The sequence below is a fragment of the Advenella sp. EE-W14 genome, assembly GCF_012923605.1.
Taxonomy (GTDB): Bacteria; Pseudomonadota; Gammaproteobacteria; order Burkholderiales; family Burkholderiaceae_B; genus Advenella; species Advenella alkanexedens.
Window position 1 is genome coordinate 119434 of the sequence record NZ_JAAVNG010000007.1, and the last position, 17452, is coordinate 136885.

The 17452-nt window shown below is 53.1% G+C and carries 11 protein-coding genes; 8 read left to right on the plus strand and 3 right to left on the minus strand.

Annotated elements, in window-relative coordinates; genetic code table 11:
- The first annotated feature begins 4 nt into the window (after nucleotides 1-4).
- Nucleotides 5-1189: a patatin-like phospholipase family protein gene (locus tag HCX92_RS04695; protein ID WP_169293777.1), complete on the plus strand. Its 1185-nt coding sequence runs from the start codon at nucleotides 5-7 to the stop codon at nucleotides 1187-1189.
- Entirely contained in the window at nucleotides 1186-1674 is a 489-nt protein-coding gene (locus HCX92_RS04700) for a barstar family protein (RefSeq protein WP_169293778.1), read from the plus strand. Before HCX92_RS04695 ends, HCX92_RS04700 begins: the two co-directional genes overlap by 4 nt.
- A 54-nt stretch (nucleotides 1675-1728) precedes the next feature.
- Here HCX92_RS04700 and HCX92_RS04705 read toward each other — a convergent pair whose 3' ends face one another.
- Nucleotides 1729-2466, minus strand: a complete 738-nt coding sequence (locus HCX92_RS04705; protein ID WP_169293779.1) for a 16S rRNA (uracil(1498)-N(3))-methyltransferase — start codon at nucleotides 2464-2466, stop codon at nucleotides 1729-1731.
- 217 nt (nucleotides 2467-2683) lie between these two features.
- Between HCX92_RS04705 and tkt the strand changes: the two genes are divergently transcribed.
- The 5 genes from tkt (at nucleotide 2684) to pbpC (ending at nucleotide 15344) form a co-directional block, all read left to right on the plus strand.
- Complete coding sequence (tkt, locus tag HCX92_RS04710; protein WP_169293780.1) at nucleotides 2684-4738, plus strand: transketolase; 2055 nt, start codon at nucleotides 2684-2686, stop codon at nucleotides 4736-4738.
- Between the two features lie 16 nt (nucleotides 4739-4754).
- Nucleotides 4755-5765 (plus strand): type I glyceraldehyde-3-phosphate dehydrogenase, encoded by a 1011-nt coding sequence (gene gap, locus HCX92_RS04715; RefSeq protein ID WP_169293781.1) that lies wholly within the window; start codon nucleotides 4755-4757, stop codon nucleotides 5763-5765.
- Between the two features lie 164 nt (nucleotides 5766-5929).
- Nucleotides 5930-7129, plus strand: coding sequence for a phosphoglycerate kinase (locus HCX92_RS04720; protein WP_169293782.1), 1200 nt, complete (start codon nucleotides 5930-5932; stop codon nucleotides 7127-7129).
- Nucleotides 7130-7250: 121 nt separating this feature from the next.
- Nucleotides 7251-13112, plus strand: coding sequence for an alpha-2-macroglobulin (locus HCX92_RS04725; RefSeq protein WP_169293783.1), 5862 nt, complete (start codon nucleotides 7251-7253; stop codon nucleotides 13110-13112).
- Between the two features lie 3 nt (nucleotides 13113-13115).
- Complete coding sequence (pbpC, locus tag HCX92_RS04730; protein ID WP_248289997.1) at nucleotides 13116-15344, plus strand: penicillin-binding protein 1C; 2229 nt, start codon at nucleotides 13116-13118, stop codon at nucleotides 15342-15344.
- 77 nt (nucleotides 15345-15421) lie between these two features.
- Here the strand turns inward: pbpC and HCX92_RS04735 are convergent, their stop codons facing one another.
- A complete protein-coding gene (locus HCX92_RS04735; protein ID WP_248289998.1) occupies nucleotides 15422-16297 on the minus strand; it encodes an SDR family oxidoreductase in 876 nt (291 codons plus the stop codon).
- Between the two features lie 103 nt (nucleotides 16298-16400).
- On the opposite strand from HCX92_RS04735, the gene HCX92_RS04740 reads away from it, so the two are divergent.
- Nucleotides 16401-17225: a carbon-nitrogen hydrolase family protein gene (locus HCX92_RS04740; RefSeq protein WP_169293785.1), complete on the plus strand. Its 825-nt coding sequence runs from the start codon at nucleotides 16401-16403 to the stop codon at nucleotides 17223-17225.
- 96 nt (nucleotides 17226-17321) lie between these two features.
- On the opposite strand, the gene cydX is transcribed toward HCX92_RS04740, so the two are convergent.
- Nucleotides 17322-17435, minus strand: coding sequence for a cytochrome bd-I oxidase subunit CydX (gene cydX, locus HCX92_RS04745; RefSeq protein WP_169293786.1), 114 nt, complete (start codon nucleotides 17433-17435; stop codon nucleotides 17322-17324).
- Between the last annotated feature and the right edge of the window lie 17 nt (nucleotides 17436-17452).

The window sequence follows — 17452 nt, forward strand, 5'->3', positions numbered from 1 at the left end:
GAAAATGCCGGTTGGACTGGTGTTTACCGGTGGCGGGGCCAAGGCAGCTTATCAAATAGGGGTGCTTTGGGCTTTGCTTGATATTCTTGATCCCCATCGCAGTCCCGGTTTCCGTAATCCGTTCCAGATCATCTGCGGCTCTTCTGCTGGCGCCATCAATGCCACTGGGTATGCCTGTCGGGCTGCTTTTCCGCACGCCTCAGTCAGGCGCCTGCGTCATATCTGGAGCAATATCAAAACCAGTCAGGTATACCGTTCCGACCCGGTGGGGGTTTTTGGGAATGCAAGCCGCTGGCTGTCTCTCTTGATGTTTGGCTGGGCCAGCCCGTTTATCAGGGCGCAAAGCCCCAAGTCTTTGCTTGATAACCGGCCTTTGGCGCATTTGCTGGGCCGGTTCATGCACTTTGACAATCTCAGGCATAATCTGCGCAATCATGACCTGTCGGCGCTGGCGATTACCGCAACCAGTTACACCACGGGGACTCATTTAACGTTTTACCAGTCCAAGCATACCATGCAGGAATGGCAGGGCTTCAGGCGAAAATCGGTTGCCTGTGAAATTGAGTTGCGTCATTTGATGGCCTCCAGCGCCATTCCGTTTGTGTTTCCGGCGCAATGCCTGTCTGTTCAGGCGCATACCGAGTGGTGTGGCGATGGTTCCATGCGACAGCTGGCTCCCATCAGCCCGGCCATTCATCTTGGGGCGGAAAAAGTGGTGGTCATCAGCACGACGGATCACAATATACAGGAAGCGGTTTCTTTTGAGCATTGCTCGGAGAACTATCCAACCCTGGCCCAATTGGGTGGGCATGCCCTGTCGGATATTTTTGTGGATGGGCTTTCGATTGATCTGGAACGCATTCACCGTATAAACTCCCTGTTAAAGGTGATTCCCGAACAGACCGAGCTTAGCCCGGCCCTGAAAACCATTGACGTTCTCACGCTGAGCCCGAGCAAATCTATTGACGAAATCGCCATGATGCATTTAAAGTGCATGCCACAGACCGTACGTGCGTTTTTGCGCGTTTTGGGGGTTTCTTCCAAGGGTGGCGTTCATACAGGTAGTATAGTTGCCTCTCATTTATTATTTGAGGCGGAATTTACAACAGAGTTGATAAATCTCGCTTATGTGGATACGATGCAGCGAATAGATGAAATTAAGGCGTTTTTTAATGAGGGCGCATCATGAGTAAAAAATCAGAAACGATATTAACGAAGATCCTGTCTTCCGGCGGGGAAATCAAGGCTGAGTCCCAGAAGCAGGAAGAAGTTGCCGCTTTGGCAGAAGAGCTGGGTCTGACATTTTTTTCCGCTGATTGTGACAAGGCCAGGAATCGCTCCGCCATTTTAAGGGCATTGGCCAAAGCTGTCGATTATCCGGTTTTCTTTGGCAACAATATGGATGCCTTGTTGGACTGCCTGGGAGAAACCCTGCTGGACCAGAAAAAAGGTATGGTGCTCTGGATTAAAAACCTGCATTCGGGTGATCCAACTCTGGCTGAAGATGCCCGGGATATTCAGGGTATTCTGAATGATACGCTTGAGTTTGCCGCTGACAAGGACCGGATTTTTGTGTATTCAATAGAACATGTGGGCAAGCATTCCGACCCCGAGCCTGGTGTGGCGCCTGCACCCTATGCCGAGAGTCAGGGCGCTGAAAGCCAGAGCAAATAAATACTCATCAAATGTGCAGAAAACGGCCTGTTCCCGGTGTGGCCGTTCTTTACTTCAAACCCAGTTCATTAATGCCGAGCAGGCTGCCGTGAGTGCCAGGCCTGCCGTTTCGGTACGCAAAACCCTTGATCCATACGTAATTTGACAGGCGCCATTTTTCTTGAGTAAATCCAGCTCCCGGTCAGACCATCCTCCTTCAGGGCCAACAATCAGGCAGATTTCTTTGGCATCGGCTTGTGCTTTCAGGTAAGTGGCCAGATCGGTACCGCCTTCAGGGTGACACAGTAGATTGTGATCCAGTTGGGGATGATTTGATACAAACCGGGCCAGTGTTTGCAGGGGTTCTATTTGCAATATCCGGTTTCTGCCGCATTGTTCACCGGCTGATATGGCTACTTTTTCCCAATGATCCTGGCGCTTTTCAAGACGGTTGCCGGTTAGATTCAAGACGCTGCGCTCTGCCTGTATGGGTATCAGGTGCTGTACGCCCAGTTCGCTGGCTTTTTCGATGATCCAGTCCATTTTATCGCCTGAAGGCAAGCCCTGGACCAGAGTGATTTTGCCTTTGAGTTCATGCTCTTGTGCATTGAAATACTTGATGGCAGCCATGGCCTTGCCGTTCATGAAGCGCAGTTCGGCATGGTATTGCCCCTGTTTTCCGTCAAACAGGACGATCTCATCCCCTTCACGCAGGCGCAGCGCGCGCGAGGCGTGGTGGGCGACATTATCGGGCAGGGCGATGGTTTCGTTAAGGGGCAGTGGAATGGGACAATAAAACCGGGGAGTAGCCATTGAAAATAAACAATATGAATAAACAGGTTAATCCTGATTGACAGGGGCAGGGCAAAAGCCTGCAGGTAAATTTTCCCTTGCGGACAAGGCAAATCACATGGATAAATTTTACTTTATACAGGCAGTCGACAAAGAGCAAGGTTTAGAGTGCTAAAATTATAGGTTATTGAAAAAATTTGTTCGCAAGATTGTATATATATCGCAAGATAGGACACACATGAAGAATACTGCCACAAGCAATAATCCGCCACTTCTTTCAAATGCAATCCGTGCGCTCGCCATGGATGCCGTTCAAAAGGCAAATTCCGGTCATCCCGGTGCCCCTATGGGGATGGCGGAAATTGCACAGGCTTTATGGACACGGCATTTGCGTCATAATCCGCAAAATCCGGCCTGGTTCGACCGTGACCGCTTCGTGCTGTCCAATGGTCATGGCTCCATGCTCTTGTATGCTTTACTGCACCTTACCGGCTATGATCTTTCCATCGAGGAACTGAAAAACTTCCGCCAGCTGCACTCCAAAACACCGGGGCACCCCGAGGTGGGTATTACCGCTGGCGTCGAAACCACCACCGGTCCCCTCGGACAGGGTATTGCCAATGCGGTCGGTTTTGCCCTGGCAGAGCGCTTGCTGGCGTTGGAATTCAACAAGCCTGGCCTGCCTGTCATTGATCATTTCACCTACGCGTTTGTCGGCGATGGTTGCCTGATGGAAGGCATTTCCCACGAAGTGGCTTCATTGGCCGGCACACTCAGACTTTCCCGTTTAATTGTACTGTACGATGACAATGGCATTTCCATCGACGGCCAGGTACAAAACTGGTTTGCCGATGATACCCCCAAACGCTTTGAGGCCTATGGCTGGAATGTGATTCGCGATGTGGACGGCCACGACGTAAACGCTGTTGATCGTGCCATTGCCCAGGCCAAAGAAGCGGCGCTTGGTGACAATGCCGGTCCTACCCTTATTTGCTGCAAAACGGTAATCGGTAAAGGCGCGCCCAATATGGCCGGCTCTGAAAAAGTGCACGGTTCACCCCTGGGTGCCGTCGAGATCGAGGCAACCCGTGCCGCGATTGGCTGGGATCTGCCCGCCTTTGAAATTTCCAGCGAAATTTACCAGGGCTGGAACCAGGTAGAGCGTGGCATTCAGCTGCAAGACGAATGGCAAGCCCGCTTTGACCGATACGCACAAGAATTCCCCGAGCAGGCCAAGGAACTGGCCCGTCGCATGAATGGCGAACTGCCTGCCGATTTTGCCGCTCAGTTCAATGCTTACCTGCAAGAAACCGTGAATAAAGCTGAAACGGTTGCCTCACGTAAGGCTTCCCAGTTTGCCATTGCTGCTTTGGCTGAAATCCTGCCCGAGTTTTTGGGTGGTTCGGCCGACTTGACCGGCTCCAACTTTACTGACTGGAAAGGGGTTGCTCCGGTTCGTGCCACTGGCAATGGCCTGCAGTTTGGCCGTCACATCAACTATGGTGTACGTGAATTCGGTATGGCCGGCATCATGAATGGTATTGCCCTGCATGGCGGTTACCTGCCATTTGGCGGCACCTTCCTGACCTTTTCCGATTATTCCCGCAATGCGATTCGCATGGCCGCGCTCATGAAGCAGCGTGTGGTGCATGTTTTTACCCATGATTCCATCGGTTTGGGTGAAGACGGCCCTACTCACCAGTCTGTCGAGCATGCTGCCAGCTTGCGTCTGATTCCCAACCTGGATGTCTGGCGTCCCTGCGATACAGTGGAAACCGCCATTGCCTGGAAATCAGCCGTCAGCCGTCCGGCCAGCCTGGGTACAAACGTACAGCAGGGTGGTCCCAGTGCCTTGCTGTTGTCGCGTCAAAACCTGCCTTTTGTCGAGCGCAGCCCTGAAGCTGTCGCCAATATTGAAAAGGGTGGTTACGTATTGCGTGATGCCGAGCAGGCCAAGGCCATTATTATCGCCACGGGTTCTGAAATTGAAATCGCCCTGAAAGCCCAGGAAGCCCTTGCCAGTGAAAATATTCCGGTGCGTGTGGTTTCCATGCCAAGCACCAATGTATTTGACCGTCAGTCAAAAGAATGGAAAGATTCTGTTTTGCCAAAAGAATTGCCTTGTGTGGCCGTCGAGGCAGGCGTGTCTTCCATCTGGTATAAATACACCGGACGTGACGGTGTTGTGGTGGGCCTTGATACCTACGGTGAATCAGCACCCGCTGGTGTTTTATTCAAGCATTTTGGCCTGACTTCAGAAAAAGTGGCCGACGCAGTCAAGCAAGTTTTATAAACCAGGAGAGAATGTAATGACCATTCGTGTTGCAATCAATGGATACGGTCGTATCGGCCGCAATGTATTACGTGCCCACTACGAAAGTGGCAAATCCCATGATATCGAAATTGTCGCTATCAATGACTTGGGCGACCCTAAAACCAACGCTCATTTAACCCAATACGATACTGCCCACGGCAAGTTCCCCGGTACGGTAACGGTTGATGGCGATTACATGGTGGTTAACGGTGATAGGATCCGTGTGCTGGCCAACCGTAATCCGGCAGAATTGCCATGGGGTGAACTCAATGTTGACGTCGTGCTGGAATGTACCGGCTTTTTCACCAGCAAGGAAAAAGCCAGCGCCCACCTGAAAGGCGGTGCCAAAAAAGTCATTATTTCCGCACCCGGCGGTAAAGACGTTGACGCAACCATCGTATACGGTGTTAACCACCAGGTTCTGAAAGCAAGCGACACCGTTATTTCCAACGCATCCTGCACCACCAACTGTCTGGCTCCGCTGGTTCAGCCCCTGCACGAAGCCCTGGGCGTTGAAACCGGTTTGATGACTACCGTTCATGCGTACACCAATGACCAGGTATTGACCGACGTCTACCACGAAGACCTGCGTCGTGCACGTTCTGCCACCATGAGCATGATCCCGACCAAAACCGGTGCTGCAGCGGCTGTTGGCCTGGTATTACCCGAATTGAATGGCAAACTCGATGGCTACGCGATCCGTGTTCCGACCATCAATGTTTCCATGGTTGATCTGTCTTTCATCGCCAGCCGTGAAACAACCGTTGAGGAAGTGAACGCCATCCTGAAAACCGCGTCTGAAGGTTCCCTGAAAGGTATTCTGGATTACAACGAAGCACCGCTGGTTTCCATCGACTTCAACCATAACCCGGCCTCCAGCTCATTTGACGCTACCTTAACCAAAGTTTCTGGCAAACTGGTTAAAGTGGCATCCTGGTACGACAACGAGTGGGGCTTCTCCAATCGTATGCTTGATACCACTGTTGCCTTGATGAACGCCAAATAATCAGTTCATTTCGCAATTCACGAAAAACGGCATCCTGTTACTTAAGATGCCGTTTTTCCTTATTACAATCAATATTGTCAAATCACCATGAATGGATGCGCGGTCTGCATGAAATGGCCTGCTCCATGCAGTCGATAATCATACATTAAGGACATGCAAAAATAATGTTAAACGTTCAAACGCTTTCTGCACTGGCCAAGGCGGATCAACTCAAGGGTAAACGTGTGTTTATCCGTTCCGATTTAAATGTCCCCCTGAATGATCAGGGAATTATTACCGAAGACACCCGTGTACGGGCTTCGGTGCCAGCCATTAAAATGGCACTTCAGGCAGGCGCTGCCGTCCTGCTTACGTCTCATCTGGGGCGTCCCACCGAAGGCACCCTGACCGACAAAGACAGTCTGGCACCCGTGGCCGCCCGTTTGTCCGAATTGCTGGGCCAGCCGGTTGAGCTGGTGCAGAACTGGGTGGATGGCGGCTTTGAGGTAGCGCCCGGCCAGGTTGTATTGCTGGAAAATTGCCGCGTGAATGTGGGCGAGAAAAAAAATGATGAAGCGCTGTCCCGTAAAATGGCCGCGCTTTGTGATGTTTATGTGAACGATGCATTCGGTACAGCGCACCGTGCCGAAGCCACCACGCATGGTATGGCCCGGTTTGCACCGATTGTTTGTGCCGGACCGCTTCTTGAGGCAGAACTGGCCGCTTTGGGCCGTGTATTGCAAAATCCCAAGCGTCCAATGGTGGCGATTGTAGGCGGCTCCAAGGTCTCCAGCAAACTGTCCATTTTGCAGGCCCTGGCTGAACGCGTCGACCAGCTTGTTGTGGGCGGTGGTATTGCGAACACCTTCATGCTGGCCAGTGGCCTGAATATTGGCAAGTCCCTGGCAGAACCCGATCAGGTAGAACAGGCCAAAACCGTGATTGATATCATGGCCAAGCGGGGTGCCGGTGTGCCCATTCCTGTTGATGTGGTTTGTGGCAAGTCCTTTTCTGCCGATACACCGGCTACTGAAAAAGCCGCGACTGAAGTGGCCGATGACGATATGATTTTTGATATTGGTGAACAAACTGCCAATACCCTGGCCGAAATTCTGAAAAAAGCCGGAACCATCGTCTGGAACGGTCCGGTGGGTGTGTTCGAGTTCGACGCATTTGCCAATGGCACGAAAAAAATTGCCGAAGCGATTGCCGAGTCCGAAGGCTTTTCCATTGCCGGTGGTGGCGATACCCTGGCTGCAATTGCCAAGTTTGGCATTGCCGACAAGGTTGGCTATATCTCTACCGGCGGCGGTGCTTTCCTGGAGTTCCTCGAAGGCAAGACATTGCCTGCCGTCGATATCCTGCAACAACGTTTTGCCCAATAATTTTATATCATATAAGTAAAACTTTATTACATTTCAAAGTGATGCCATAATAAGCGTTCAGAATAGAACGTAAAATTATGGCATCAGCCGATGCCCTTCAGGAAAAATAGGGGTAGGGGAAATGTATAAAAGACATTTTGTGTCCTTGGGGTTTGTGTTGCTGGCGGGTACGGCTTCTGTCGTACAGGCGGCACAAATAGCGTCGCTGATACCCACCGGGCGCATTAACGAGGTCAGCAGCGTCAAGGCTCGTTTCAGTGAGCCGGTAATTCGTCTTGGACGTGCCGACAGTCCCGATCCCCTCTTGGTTAAATGCGATCACCCTACGCTGACAGGCCATGGGAAATGGAGTGATGTTTCCAACTGGTCTTATGATTTTGAAGGCAGGGTGCCCTCTGGTGTGACATGCACCGTTTCCCCCAATCCCGCGTTTCGTGACCTGCAGGGCAAGGTCGTGCAGTCAGAACCTCAATACACCTTCAATACGGGCGGTCCCCGGGTGGATTATGTCGTGCCCTACGGTGACCAGGTCGATGAAGACCAGGCCTTTGTGATTAATTTCACGGCACCGGTCAATCCCCAATCCCTGGCCCAGAAAGCCGTTTGCACGGTGACCGGCTATGGTGAGCAAATCCCGGTGCGGGTATTGGGGCAGCAGGAAAAACTTGAGCTGTTAAGTCAGTCTTTGGACTATCTGTCAGACCGTGCCGGGCAGGTTGAAGTCGTGCAATGCAGCCGACGCCTTCCTGCCAGTGGCAAAATGCAGCTGTTTATTAACAAAGGTCTTGAAGGTGCCGGCGGTTTGTTGTCTGAACTGCCCTATGAACGAAATTATGAGGTCAGGGAGCCCTTCAAGGTCAGTTTCAGCTGTCTGCGTGAAAACCAGAATGCCGCCTGCATGCCCGTCAAGCCCATTACCTTAAACTTTAGCGCCCCGGTTTCGCTTGAACTGGCCAAGGCGATTACCCTGGAAGTGGATGGCAAAACGTATTCCCCTTCCTGGGCGGATGAGTCGCCTGATAATCTGGTTGAAAGTGTCAGGTTTGCGGCTCCATTTCCGGAAAATGCGGAAATGCGGGTGGTGTTGCCCGCTGATTTTCGGGATGACGCGGGCAGGCAGTTATCCAATGCCAGTCAGTTTCCGTTAAAGAGTGCTTTCGGGCGTACTCCACCGTTGGTGAAATTTGCCTCATCCACTTTCGGCATTATAGAAAAACACGCCGAAACCGAGCCGGGCAAAACATTGAAAGAGCAACCTGCCCTGGTCCCCCTGACGGTACGCAATGTGGAAAGCCATTTGCAGGCGGGTGATCACTTCATTTCTCCGGGACAGGTCAGTGATTTTGTACCGCAAACCGACCAGGATGTACTTAACTGGTTTCACCGGGTGCGTCGTCTTGATGACGTTCGTTACAGTCCTGCCAATATCCGTGCCATCATGAATGACCTGGCCATTGACTGGGACCGGGAAGACCCGAAAACAGAGGTGGATAGCCGCTCGGTGTCCATCCTGGCCAATAATGAAAAAATCTCCAAAATCAATTTGCCTGCTTCAGGTGGCAATAACGAGCGTGATTTTGAAGTGATCGGCTTGCCATTGCAGCAAACCGGCTTTCATGTACTTGAAGTCAAGTCTGCCCATTTGGGACAGTCCTTGCTGAAAGACCGTAACCCCATGTATGTGCGAACGGCAGTATTGGTAACCAACCTGGGCGTGCACGTTAAAAAGGGCAAGGATGATTTTCTGGTTTGGGTTACTACCCTGGATGATGCCAAGCCGGTGCCTGATGCGCAGGTGAATGTCTTGGCTTGCGATGGTCAGGTGGTGGCGGGCGGCCAAACCGGTGAACACGGTATCTGGCATTTGAAAAAGCCCGTCAGTGGCAAGGATTATTGCGAAAACAATGGCATGAGCGGTTATTTTGTCTCTGTGCGTATTCCCGAAACCCATCCCATGGCCAACGGGATGTCGGATTATTCATTTGCCTTGACCAGCTGGGACCGGGGTATCGAACCCTGGCGCTTTAACGTGCCCATGGGGTACAGCAGTGATCAGCTTGACCTGAAAACCCACACGGTGTTTGATCGCAGCCTGTTCCGTGCCGGTGAAACCGTGTCCATGAAGCACTTTATCCGTACTGAAACCCGTGATGGTTTTGGTTTGCCTGATGCCGGGCGACGGCCCGTGCAATTGACCATTTCGCATATGGGCTCTTCTGACACATACGAAATTCCCGTCGAGTGGCAGCCAAGTCCCAGTGGTGGCCTCAGTGCCATCACGAACTGGACGATTCCGAAATCGGCCAAGCTTGGTGAATATGAAGCACGGTTTGACAGTGTGGGCAGTGATTATTTTGGCAGCGCTTCTTTCAGGGTCGAGGCTTTCAAATTGCCACTGCTCACGGGTAGCCTGAAAATTGCCCAGCCCGGGCAGGAAGGGGGGGCCATTGTTGCACCGCATGCGCTTGATCTGGATTTGCAACTTAATTACATAGCCGGTGGTGCGGCGGGTCAGTTGCCTGTGACCATTTCGGCCATGGCACGGGACCGCTCAGTGTCTTTTGCCGATTACAGCGATTTTTCTTTTGAGCCGCCTCGCACGATAAAGGATGAAGATGACTATGAGCAGTCTGATTCTGCGACACGACTGTTTGTGGATAAAAAACGGTTGGAGCTGGATGACAAAGGAGGGGCACGGCTGGAAATTACCCCTGTTCCAGAGGTTAAACAAGCCAAAACCTTTACCTTTGAAGCCAGCTTCCTGGATCCGAACGGTGAAATCCAAACCCTGAGCCAGCAGGTTACGGCCTGGCCGGCCAATATCGTGGCAGGCATTCGTACCGGTTACTATCTTGAAAAGGGTAAAAATGCCAAAATCACCGCGCTGGCCCTGACGCCGTCTGGCAAACCGCTTGGGCAAACCCCCATTCAGGTTCAGGCCGTCAAATACACCTCTCATACCGTACGCAAACGTTTGGTAGGCGGTTTTTACAGTTATGACACGCAGCGCGTGAGTCAGGATATGGGTACGGTTTGTGAGGGTCGTACCGATCATGACGGCCGGCTTGAATGCGATGTTTCCCTGACGGAAACCGGGCGTGTCAGCCTGGTAGCCCAAGTCCGGGATGAGCAGGGGAACCTGTCCCGGGCGGAATCTTCTGTCTGGGTTGTCGGGCAGGAAGAACTCTGGTTTGCCGGTGAGAATAATGACCGCATCGATATCATCCCTGAGCGTAAGGAATATGCGGCCGGTGAACAGGCCCGTTTCCAGGTGAGAATGCCGTTTCGGCAGGCAACCGCACTGCTGGCTGTCGAGCGTGAAGGGGTGCTGGAAGCCAGAGTGGTGGATATCGATGGCAAAGATCCAACCGTCAGTCTTGACATCAAACCCGAATGGGGGCCCAATGTGTATGTATCCGTATTGGCTGTGCGTGGACGGGTCCGTCAGTCACCTGGCCTGTCCCTGTTCAACTGGGGCAAAGATAGCGAAGAAGTGGCAGCGCCCACGGCCATGATCGACCTGGCCAAGCCCGCTTTCCGTTTTGGCCTGACCGATATCCGGGTACAAAGTCCGGCGCATAAAATCAATATACAGTTAACACCCGACAAGGAACAGTACAAAATCCGGGAAACCGCCAAGGCTACCATTAAGGCCGTCTTACCCGATGGCAGGCCGGCCGCCGGGGCTACCGTGGCGGTTGCCGTGGTGGATCAGGCACTGCTTGAACTGGCCGATAACCCCAGCTGGAAACTGCTTGAGGGCATGATGGGCGTGCGTCCTTACAGTGTTGAAACGGCCACGGCACAATTGGAAATAATCGGGCGTCGGCATTATGGCCGTAAAGCCTTGCCACCGGGCGGTGGGGGCGGCATTGGCGCGCCCACCCGCGAGTTGCTCGATACGCTCTTGTTGTGGAAGCCCAATGTGGAGCTGGACGGGCAGGGGCAGGCCACCATTGATATCCCGCTTAACGATGTGATTTCCCGCTTTAAAGTGCTGGTGGCGGCCGATCATGGTACGCAGCTGTTTGGTGACGGGGCTGTTTTCATTCATACCACGCAGGACCTGCAAATTATTCCGGGCTTGCCACAGGTGGTGCGTGAAGGCGACCGTTATCAGGCCATGGTCACCGTACGCAATGCCAGTGCCCGAGCCATGAAAACACGGGTACAGGCCAGCTTTACCGGTACAGCGGTGGCACCACAGTCATTGCCGGCGCAAGAGCTTGAACTGGCAGCGGGGTCTTCAGGGCAATTGAGCTGGGATGTCCAGGTGCCCGTTTCGGGTTCGATCCTTGACCGTCAAACGCTCAACTGGACGTTGCGGGTTGCCGAGACTGGCTCCGGTGATGCGCAGGATCAACTGCGCTTCATCCAGGAAGTATCACCGGCAACGCCCGTCACGGTGCGCCAGGCTGCCCTGTTATCGGTCAGCCCTGAAACGCCGGTCAGTGATTTTCCTTTGCAGGTGCCCCCCGAGTCGCTGCAGAAAGCGGGGCGGTTTGTGGGGGGCGTGCAGGTCCAGTTGCAGCCTACGTTGGCTGGCGGGCTGCAGAATGTGCGTAAATGGTTCAACAACTATCCTTATACCTGCCTTGAACAGGTCTCTTCCATTGCGGTTGGCTTGAGCAGCCCCGAAAAATGGAATGCCATCATGGAGCAATTGCCCGCTTATCTGGATCAGGATGGTCTGGCCATGTATTTTCCCAGTGCTGTCCTGAATGGTGATGTGGTATTGACGGCCTACCTGATTTCCATGGCCGATGAGGCGCAAAAACAGGGAGTGGTTGATGGCATTCCTGCAGCCTACCGGGATCGTATGCTTGATGGCTTGCACAATTATGTATTGGGCAAGTTGCGGCGCAATACCTGGGCACCCGTCAATGACAATGTTGAGCGTCGTGTGATTGCCCTTGAAGCGCTTTCCCGTTATGGCCGGGTCACGCCTTCCCTGTTGTCATCGGTCAAGCTGGATACCCAGAACTGGTCAACTGCTGCGCTCATTGACTGGATGAATATTGTTACCCGGGTCAAGGGCATCCCGAACCGCAGCCAGATGCTGGAACGGATTCGTCATGCCTTGGTCGCGCGCATGGACCGTCAGGGTACGGCGATGGTTTTTGCCGATACCGGTCGCAACTCGTCCTGGTGGCTCATGCTTAATCCAGAGGCGAATATGGGCAAGCTGTTGCTGGCTGCCATGAATCAGAAAGCATGGGAAAACGATATCCCCTATATGTTGCAGGGTCTGCTGCAGATGCAGCAGAAAGGGGCGTGGTCGACCACCACTGCCAACTTGTGGGGAACCCTGGCCGTGGGTCAGTTTGCCCGGCAGTTTGAAAAAACACCGGCCAAGGGTAGTGTCAATATGATACTGATGCCACCCAATGGTGAAGCCCAGACCTGGGAGAATATGAGCCTTAACCAGAAAGTCTTGTCCCCTTGGGCAGGTACCGACAGGGAATCGCTGTCTCTGAGCAAACAGGGACCGGGCAGGGTGTGGGCGACTGTCAGTGCGCTGGCAGCCGTGCCGGTTACCCGGCCCGCTTATGCCGGTTATGTGATAGAGAAAACCATTGAGCCGGTCAGTCGGGCTTCAGACACCCAATGGACCCAGGGTGATGTGTACCGGGTCAGGTTGCTGGTCAAGGCCAAGTCGGCCATGAACTGGGTGATTGTTTCGGATCCGGTGCCTGCGGGTGCCACCATTCTTGGCAGTGGGCTGGGCCGTGATTCGCTAATCAGCACGGCTGGTGAACAAAATGATGGCTGGGATGGCCCCAGTTTTGTTGAACGCTACCCCGATGTTTACCGTGCTTACTACCAATATCTGCCAGCCGGTGAATCGGTGGTCGAGTATACCGTTCGTTTGAATACACCTGGTCAGTATGTGTTGCCACCCACACGAGTGGAGGCCATGTATGCACCCAATGTTTATGGGGAGTTGCCGAATACGGCCGGCTTCGAGGTGAAAGGGCCATAAGGCATGGGTTTGCAATCGGGGCGGTGTGGCTGGCGCATTCTGGGCTGGTGCGCCATGAGCGCAGTAGGGGTGATGGCGCTGGCCTTTTTCCTGATGCGCCTTATGGTGGCGCAGCAGGAAGTGCCTTCTTTTGAAACGGTCAAGGCCGCTTATCGCTCGTCGTATGTAGCGTTGCTGGATGCTCAGGGTCATCTGTTGCAGCAGCAGCGACAAGATTTTCAGGAACGGCGGGGTGAATGGACCGTCATTGATGATGTTTCCCCAGCCATGCTGGATGCCTTGCTGGTTTCTGAAGACAAGCGGTTTTATGCGCATCACGGGGTAGATCCCCAGGCCTTGTTGGGGGCGGCTTATAAACGCCTGTTTGAAGGTCATAGTGGTGGGGCTTCAACATTAAGCATGCAGCTGGTGGGTCTTCTGGATGAACGTCTTTCCCGGCAAAAACGAACCCGTACCTATCGGCAAAAAGCCCGGCAGATCATCATGGCCCAGGCACTTGAACTAAGCTGGAGCAAAGCCCAGATACTTGAAGCTTATCTGAATCTGGTTTCATTTCGTGGAGAACTGACGGGTATTGACAGCGCGTCCCGTGCCTTGTTGCAGAAATATCCTGCGGGTATCGATTACCGTGAAGGTGCCATGCTGGCTGCCCTTTTGCGGGCGCCCAATGCATCGGCTAAAACGGTTGCCTTGCGTGCCTGTGGCATTTTGCAGCGGCAGGCTTTCACGCGGGATTGTGATCATTTGGATCGTTTTGTTGGATATTACCTGGCCAATCAACAACATGCCCATCTGGATGATCCAGTGCTGGCTCCGCATTATGCCAGCCATTTACTGAGCCTGCATAAAGAAAGTGGACAAGCGGTTGCGGACACGATTACCAGTACGTTAAATCGCGATTTGCAGGTGTATGCCTTGCAAAGCATCCGGCGCAATCTCAAGCCTTTGCAAAAGCAGAATGCCAATGATGCCGCAGTTGTCGTGCTGGACAACCGTACGGGTCACATACTGAGCTATATTGGTTCTTCCGCGGACCTGGCCAGTGCGGCCCATGTGGATCATGTACGTGCCCTGCGTCAGGCGGGCTCAACCCTCAAACCGTTTCTGTATGCGCAGGCTATCGACCAGGGCCGTCTGACCGCCGCTTCCCTGCTTGATGACCGCCCGGTCAATCTGGCTACCGGTTCGGGCCTGTATGTGCCGCAAAATTATGATCGGCAGTATTCCGGTTGGGTCAGTGTCAGGGTGGCCCTGGCTTCTTCCCTGAATATTCCTGCCGTGCGCACGTTGACCATGGTGACGCCGGACGCCTTCCAGCATTTGTTAAGCCGTCTGGGCCTGCCGCTGGCGCAGTCGGGTGATTATTATGGCTACAGTCTTGCATTGGGTAGCGCAGAGGTGTCTTTGTTGAGTCTGACCAATGCGTTCCGGGCCTTGGCCAATGGTGGGCGGTACAGTGACGTAAACTGGGCCGTACCGGGGGAGGAGTACTTGCCGCCTGCTTCAGGTGAGCCGCTTATTTCCGCTTCAACGGCCTGGATTGTGGGGCATATGCTGTCGGATCGCCAGGCGCGGGCCCGCACCTTTGGGTTGGATAGCGCCCTGAGTACGCCTTTCTGGAGCGCCGTTAAAACGGGTACCAGCAAAGACATGCGTGACAATTGGACGATTGGCTGGTCGCAGGATTATACCGTTGGGGTTTGGGTGGGCAATAGCAGTGGTGCCAGCATGTATGACATCACCGGTGTTTCAGGTGCAGGGCCGATTTGGCATGATGTGATGGGATATTTGCATCAGAACCGGCCTGGCAAGGCGCCGGCCATGCCGGCGGGAGTGGTGGCCGAACAGGTGGTGTTTGAACAGGATCTGGAGCCTTCACGTACCGAATACTTTCTGCCGGGTACCGAACTCTCCCGGGTTGCCCTGGCGGCCTCATTGCCGGCAGCGCAGGATCAGTCCCTGTTTATCAGCCATCCGGCCCATGGCACCATTATTGCCCTTGATCCTGACATTCCGGCCGATAGCCAGCGCCTGTTGCTGCGTGTCGGTAATACGGCCGGACGGGTCACGCAAACGGTGAACTGGTATGTGAATGGCCAGTATCTGGGCAGTGCCAATCCTTATGCCTGGTTACCCTTGCCGGGCCGTCATCGGCTGGAAATCAGGGACGGGCAAAACCGGGTGCTTGATACGGTTGTCATACAGGTACGAGGTGCCCGCCTTGTCAAATAAGAAACCCGGCCTGGCTGAATTATTTTAAAGTAATACCGGTTTTAACTTTAATATTAATTTAAATTTTAAATTTAAACTTATTGTTCATTTAACCCTTGTTCATTTAACAAGGCAGCGTAGCCCTGTTTGGTATCGGGCCAGCGCAAGCGAAAGCCGCTTCCCAGCAGTAATGCATTGCTGAGCCTTTTGTTGCCAATGCCAGCCGGTGGAGCGCCCTCTGGCGGGCAAGGAACCTGCATGGCGTTTGCCAGCCAGTCGTACAGTTCGTCAATGGGCAGGGGGGTGTTGTCATTAACCAGGTAACAGGGGGCTGGTGTTGGCAAGGCCAGGCAATGAACAATGGCAGCGGCAGCGTCTTCAATGTGAATCCGGTTGGCATAATGCGTTTCATGGCGGGGAACCCGGGTCTGGCTGGCCCGAATCCTGGCCAGAAGCTGTTGCTTTTCAGGGCCATAAAGACCGGACAGCCGCAAGACGATAGTTTCATAAGGTAGTGCATGTACATGCTGTTCCGCTGCTTGCAAAACCTGGCCATTCACCCCCAGCGGCAACAGGGGCGTGTTCTCATCCACCCAATTGCCGTGATGTTCACCATAAACCGCGCTGGAAGAAATGAAAACAAGGCGTTTAAGCCAGGTGGTGTCCAATGCGCCCAGCAAATTATTCAGACCCTGGATAAAAATGGCCCGATAGGCGGTTTCGGTTCTTTGCGGGGGCGTGGGGCAATAAACAATATCGCTGATTTTGTCAGGCAATGCTTGCATGCTGTCTGGCTGGCACAGGTCTGCCTGGATCCATTGTATTTGTGGGGCCGTTGTTTGAGCATCCCTGGGCTGCCCGGGAGGGTTTCTTCTTAAACCGTAAACCACATGCCCTTGTTGCAGTAGCAGATGTGCGGCACGCAGGCCAAGATCACCGCATCCGGCAATTAAAATGTGTTTGGTGGTATTCAATGCATGTATTCCGTTAAGAGGGCGGTTCAAGGGGGAAGTTGGCTTCATTTTAGGTATTCTGGGGCATAATTAGTGCATTGATATCTGACTATTTGTGAGAAATATGAATTTAGCGTCTGATTTTTCCCGCCTGAAAGTGGCGGTGGCCCAATTTCCTGCCGTGAATGATATTGCGGCGAATAAAAAATACATTCATGACTTGACACTGCAGGCGGTTGCGGAGGGTGTTGAGCTGCTGGTGTTTCCCGAGGCGGCCATGTGTTCATTTGGGTCTGATTTGCCAACCTTAAGGGAAATTGCCCAACAGCATTCTCCGGCATTTATTGAGTATATGCAGGGCCTGGCACGCAGCCACCAAATGAATATTATTGTGGGCGTGCTCAGCTTAAGCGATGATCCGGCAGAAGAGCGGGTTACCAACCGGTTACTGGTGATGAATGCCCAGGGTGAAGTGATTGTCCGCTATACCAAATTACATGTGTATGATGCTTTCAACTTCAAGGAATCTGACAAGGTCAAGCCGGGAGACATTAAAGCGGACGGCTCAGAACTTGGTTTATTCAAGATTAAAGATTTTATGATTGGCCTGGTCAATTGCTATGACCTTCGTTTTCCCGAGCTGTCCCGTGCCCTGGCGGTCAAGGGGGCGGATGTCATTTCAGTGAGCGCGGCCTGGATTGCCGGGCCTTACAAGGAAAATCACTGGGAAATCCTGCTTAGGGCACGGGCTATTGAAAATACCAGTTATGTGCTGGCTTCAGGGCAGACAGCGCCGCGTTGTGCCGGAAACAGCATGATTATTGACCCAATGGGCAGTATTGTTGCCGGCTGTGCCGACCAGCCGGGGCTGGCGGTAAAGGTATTGGAAAAAGAAAGAATACAACAGGTCAGAAATATTCTGCCTTGTCTTGAAAACAGGCGCTATTAAAAACAGCCTCAACTTTAGTTGAAATTGAAAATGGCCGGTCTTGAACCGGCCATTTTTCTGGCAGAGGCCTTATCGGCCTGGCCTGCTAGGGCTTATTTAACTTTCCTGTTTGCTTTTCAGGCGTTCGGGTTCGTATTCACCCCAAAGCACATTCAGGATGGCCAGGGCGATGGCAAACCCAAGGCCTAATGTCCAGGCAAAATACCACATAGTAAACTCCAGTAAAA

Excerpts from the sequence above, each read along its gene's own strand:
- cydX (WP_169293786.1), bottom strand. The coding sequence starts at position 17,435 with ATGTGGTATTTTGCCTGGACATTAGGCCTTGGGTTTGCCATCGCCCTG.
- tkt (WP_169293780.1), top strand. The coding sequence starts at position 2,684 with ATGAAGAATACTGCCACAAGCAATAATCCGCCACTTCTTTCAAATGCA.
- HCX92_RS04705 (WP_169293779.1), bottom strand. The coding sequence starts at position 2,466 with ATGGCTACTCCCCGGTTTTATTGTCCCATTCCACTGCCCCTTAACGAA.
- pbpC (WP_248289997.1), top strand. The coding sequence starts at position 13,116 with ATGGGTTTGCAATCGGGGCGGTGTGGCTGGCGCATTCTGGGCTGGTGC.
- HCX92_RS04720 (WP_169293782.1), top strand. The coding sequence starts at position 5,930 with ATGTTAAACGTTCAAACGCTTTCTGCACTGGCCAAGGCGGATCAACTC.
- gap (WP_169293781.1), top strand. The coding sequence starts at position 4,755 with ATGACCATTCGTGTTGCAATCAATGGATACGGTCGTATCGGCCGCAAT.
- HCX92_RS04695 (WP_169293777.1), top strand. The coding sequence starts at position 5 with ATGCCGGTTGGACTGGTGTTTACCGGTGGCGGGGCCAAGGCAGCTTAT.
- HCX92_RS04740 (WP_169293785.1), top strand. The coding sequence starts at position 16,401 with ATGAATTTAGCGTCTGATTTTTCCCGCCTGAAAGTGGCGGTGGCCCAA.
- HCX92_RS04700 (WP_169293778.1), top strand. The coding sequence starts at position 1,186 with ATGAGTAAAAAATCAGAAACGATATTAACGAAGATCCTGTCTTCCGGC.
- HCX92_RS04725 (WP_169293783.1), top strand. The coding sequence starts at position 7,251 with ATGTATAAAAGACATTTTGTGTCCTTGGGGTTTGTGTTGCTGGCGGGT.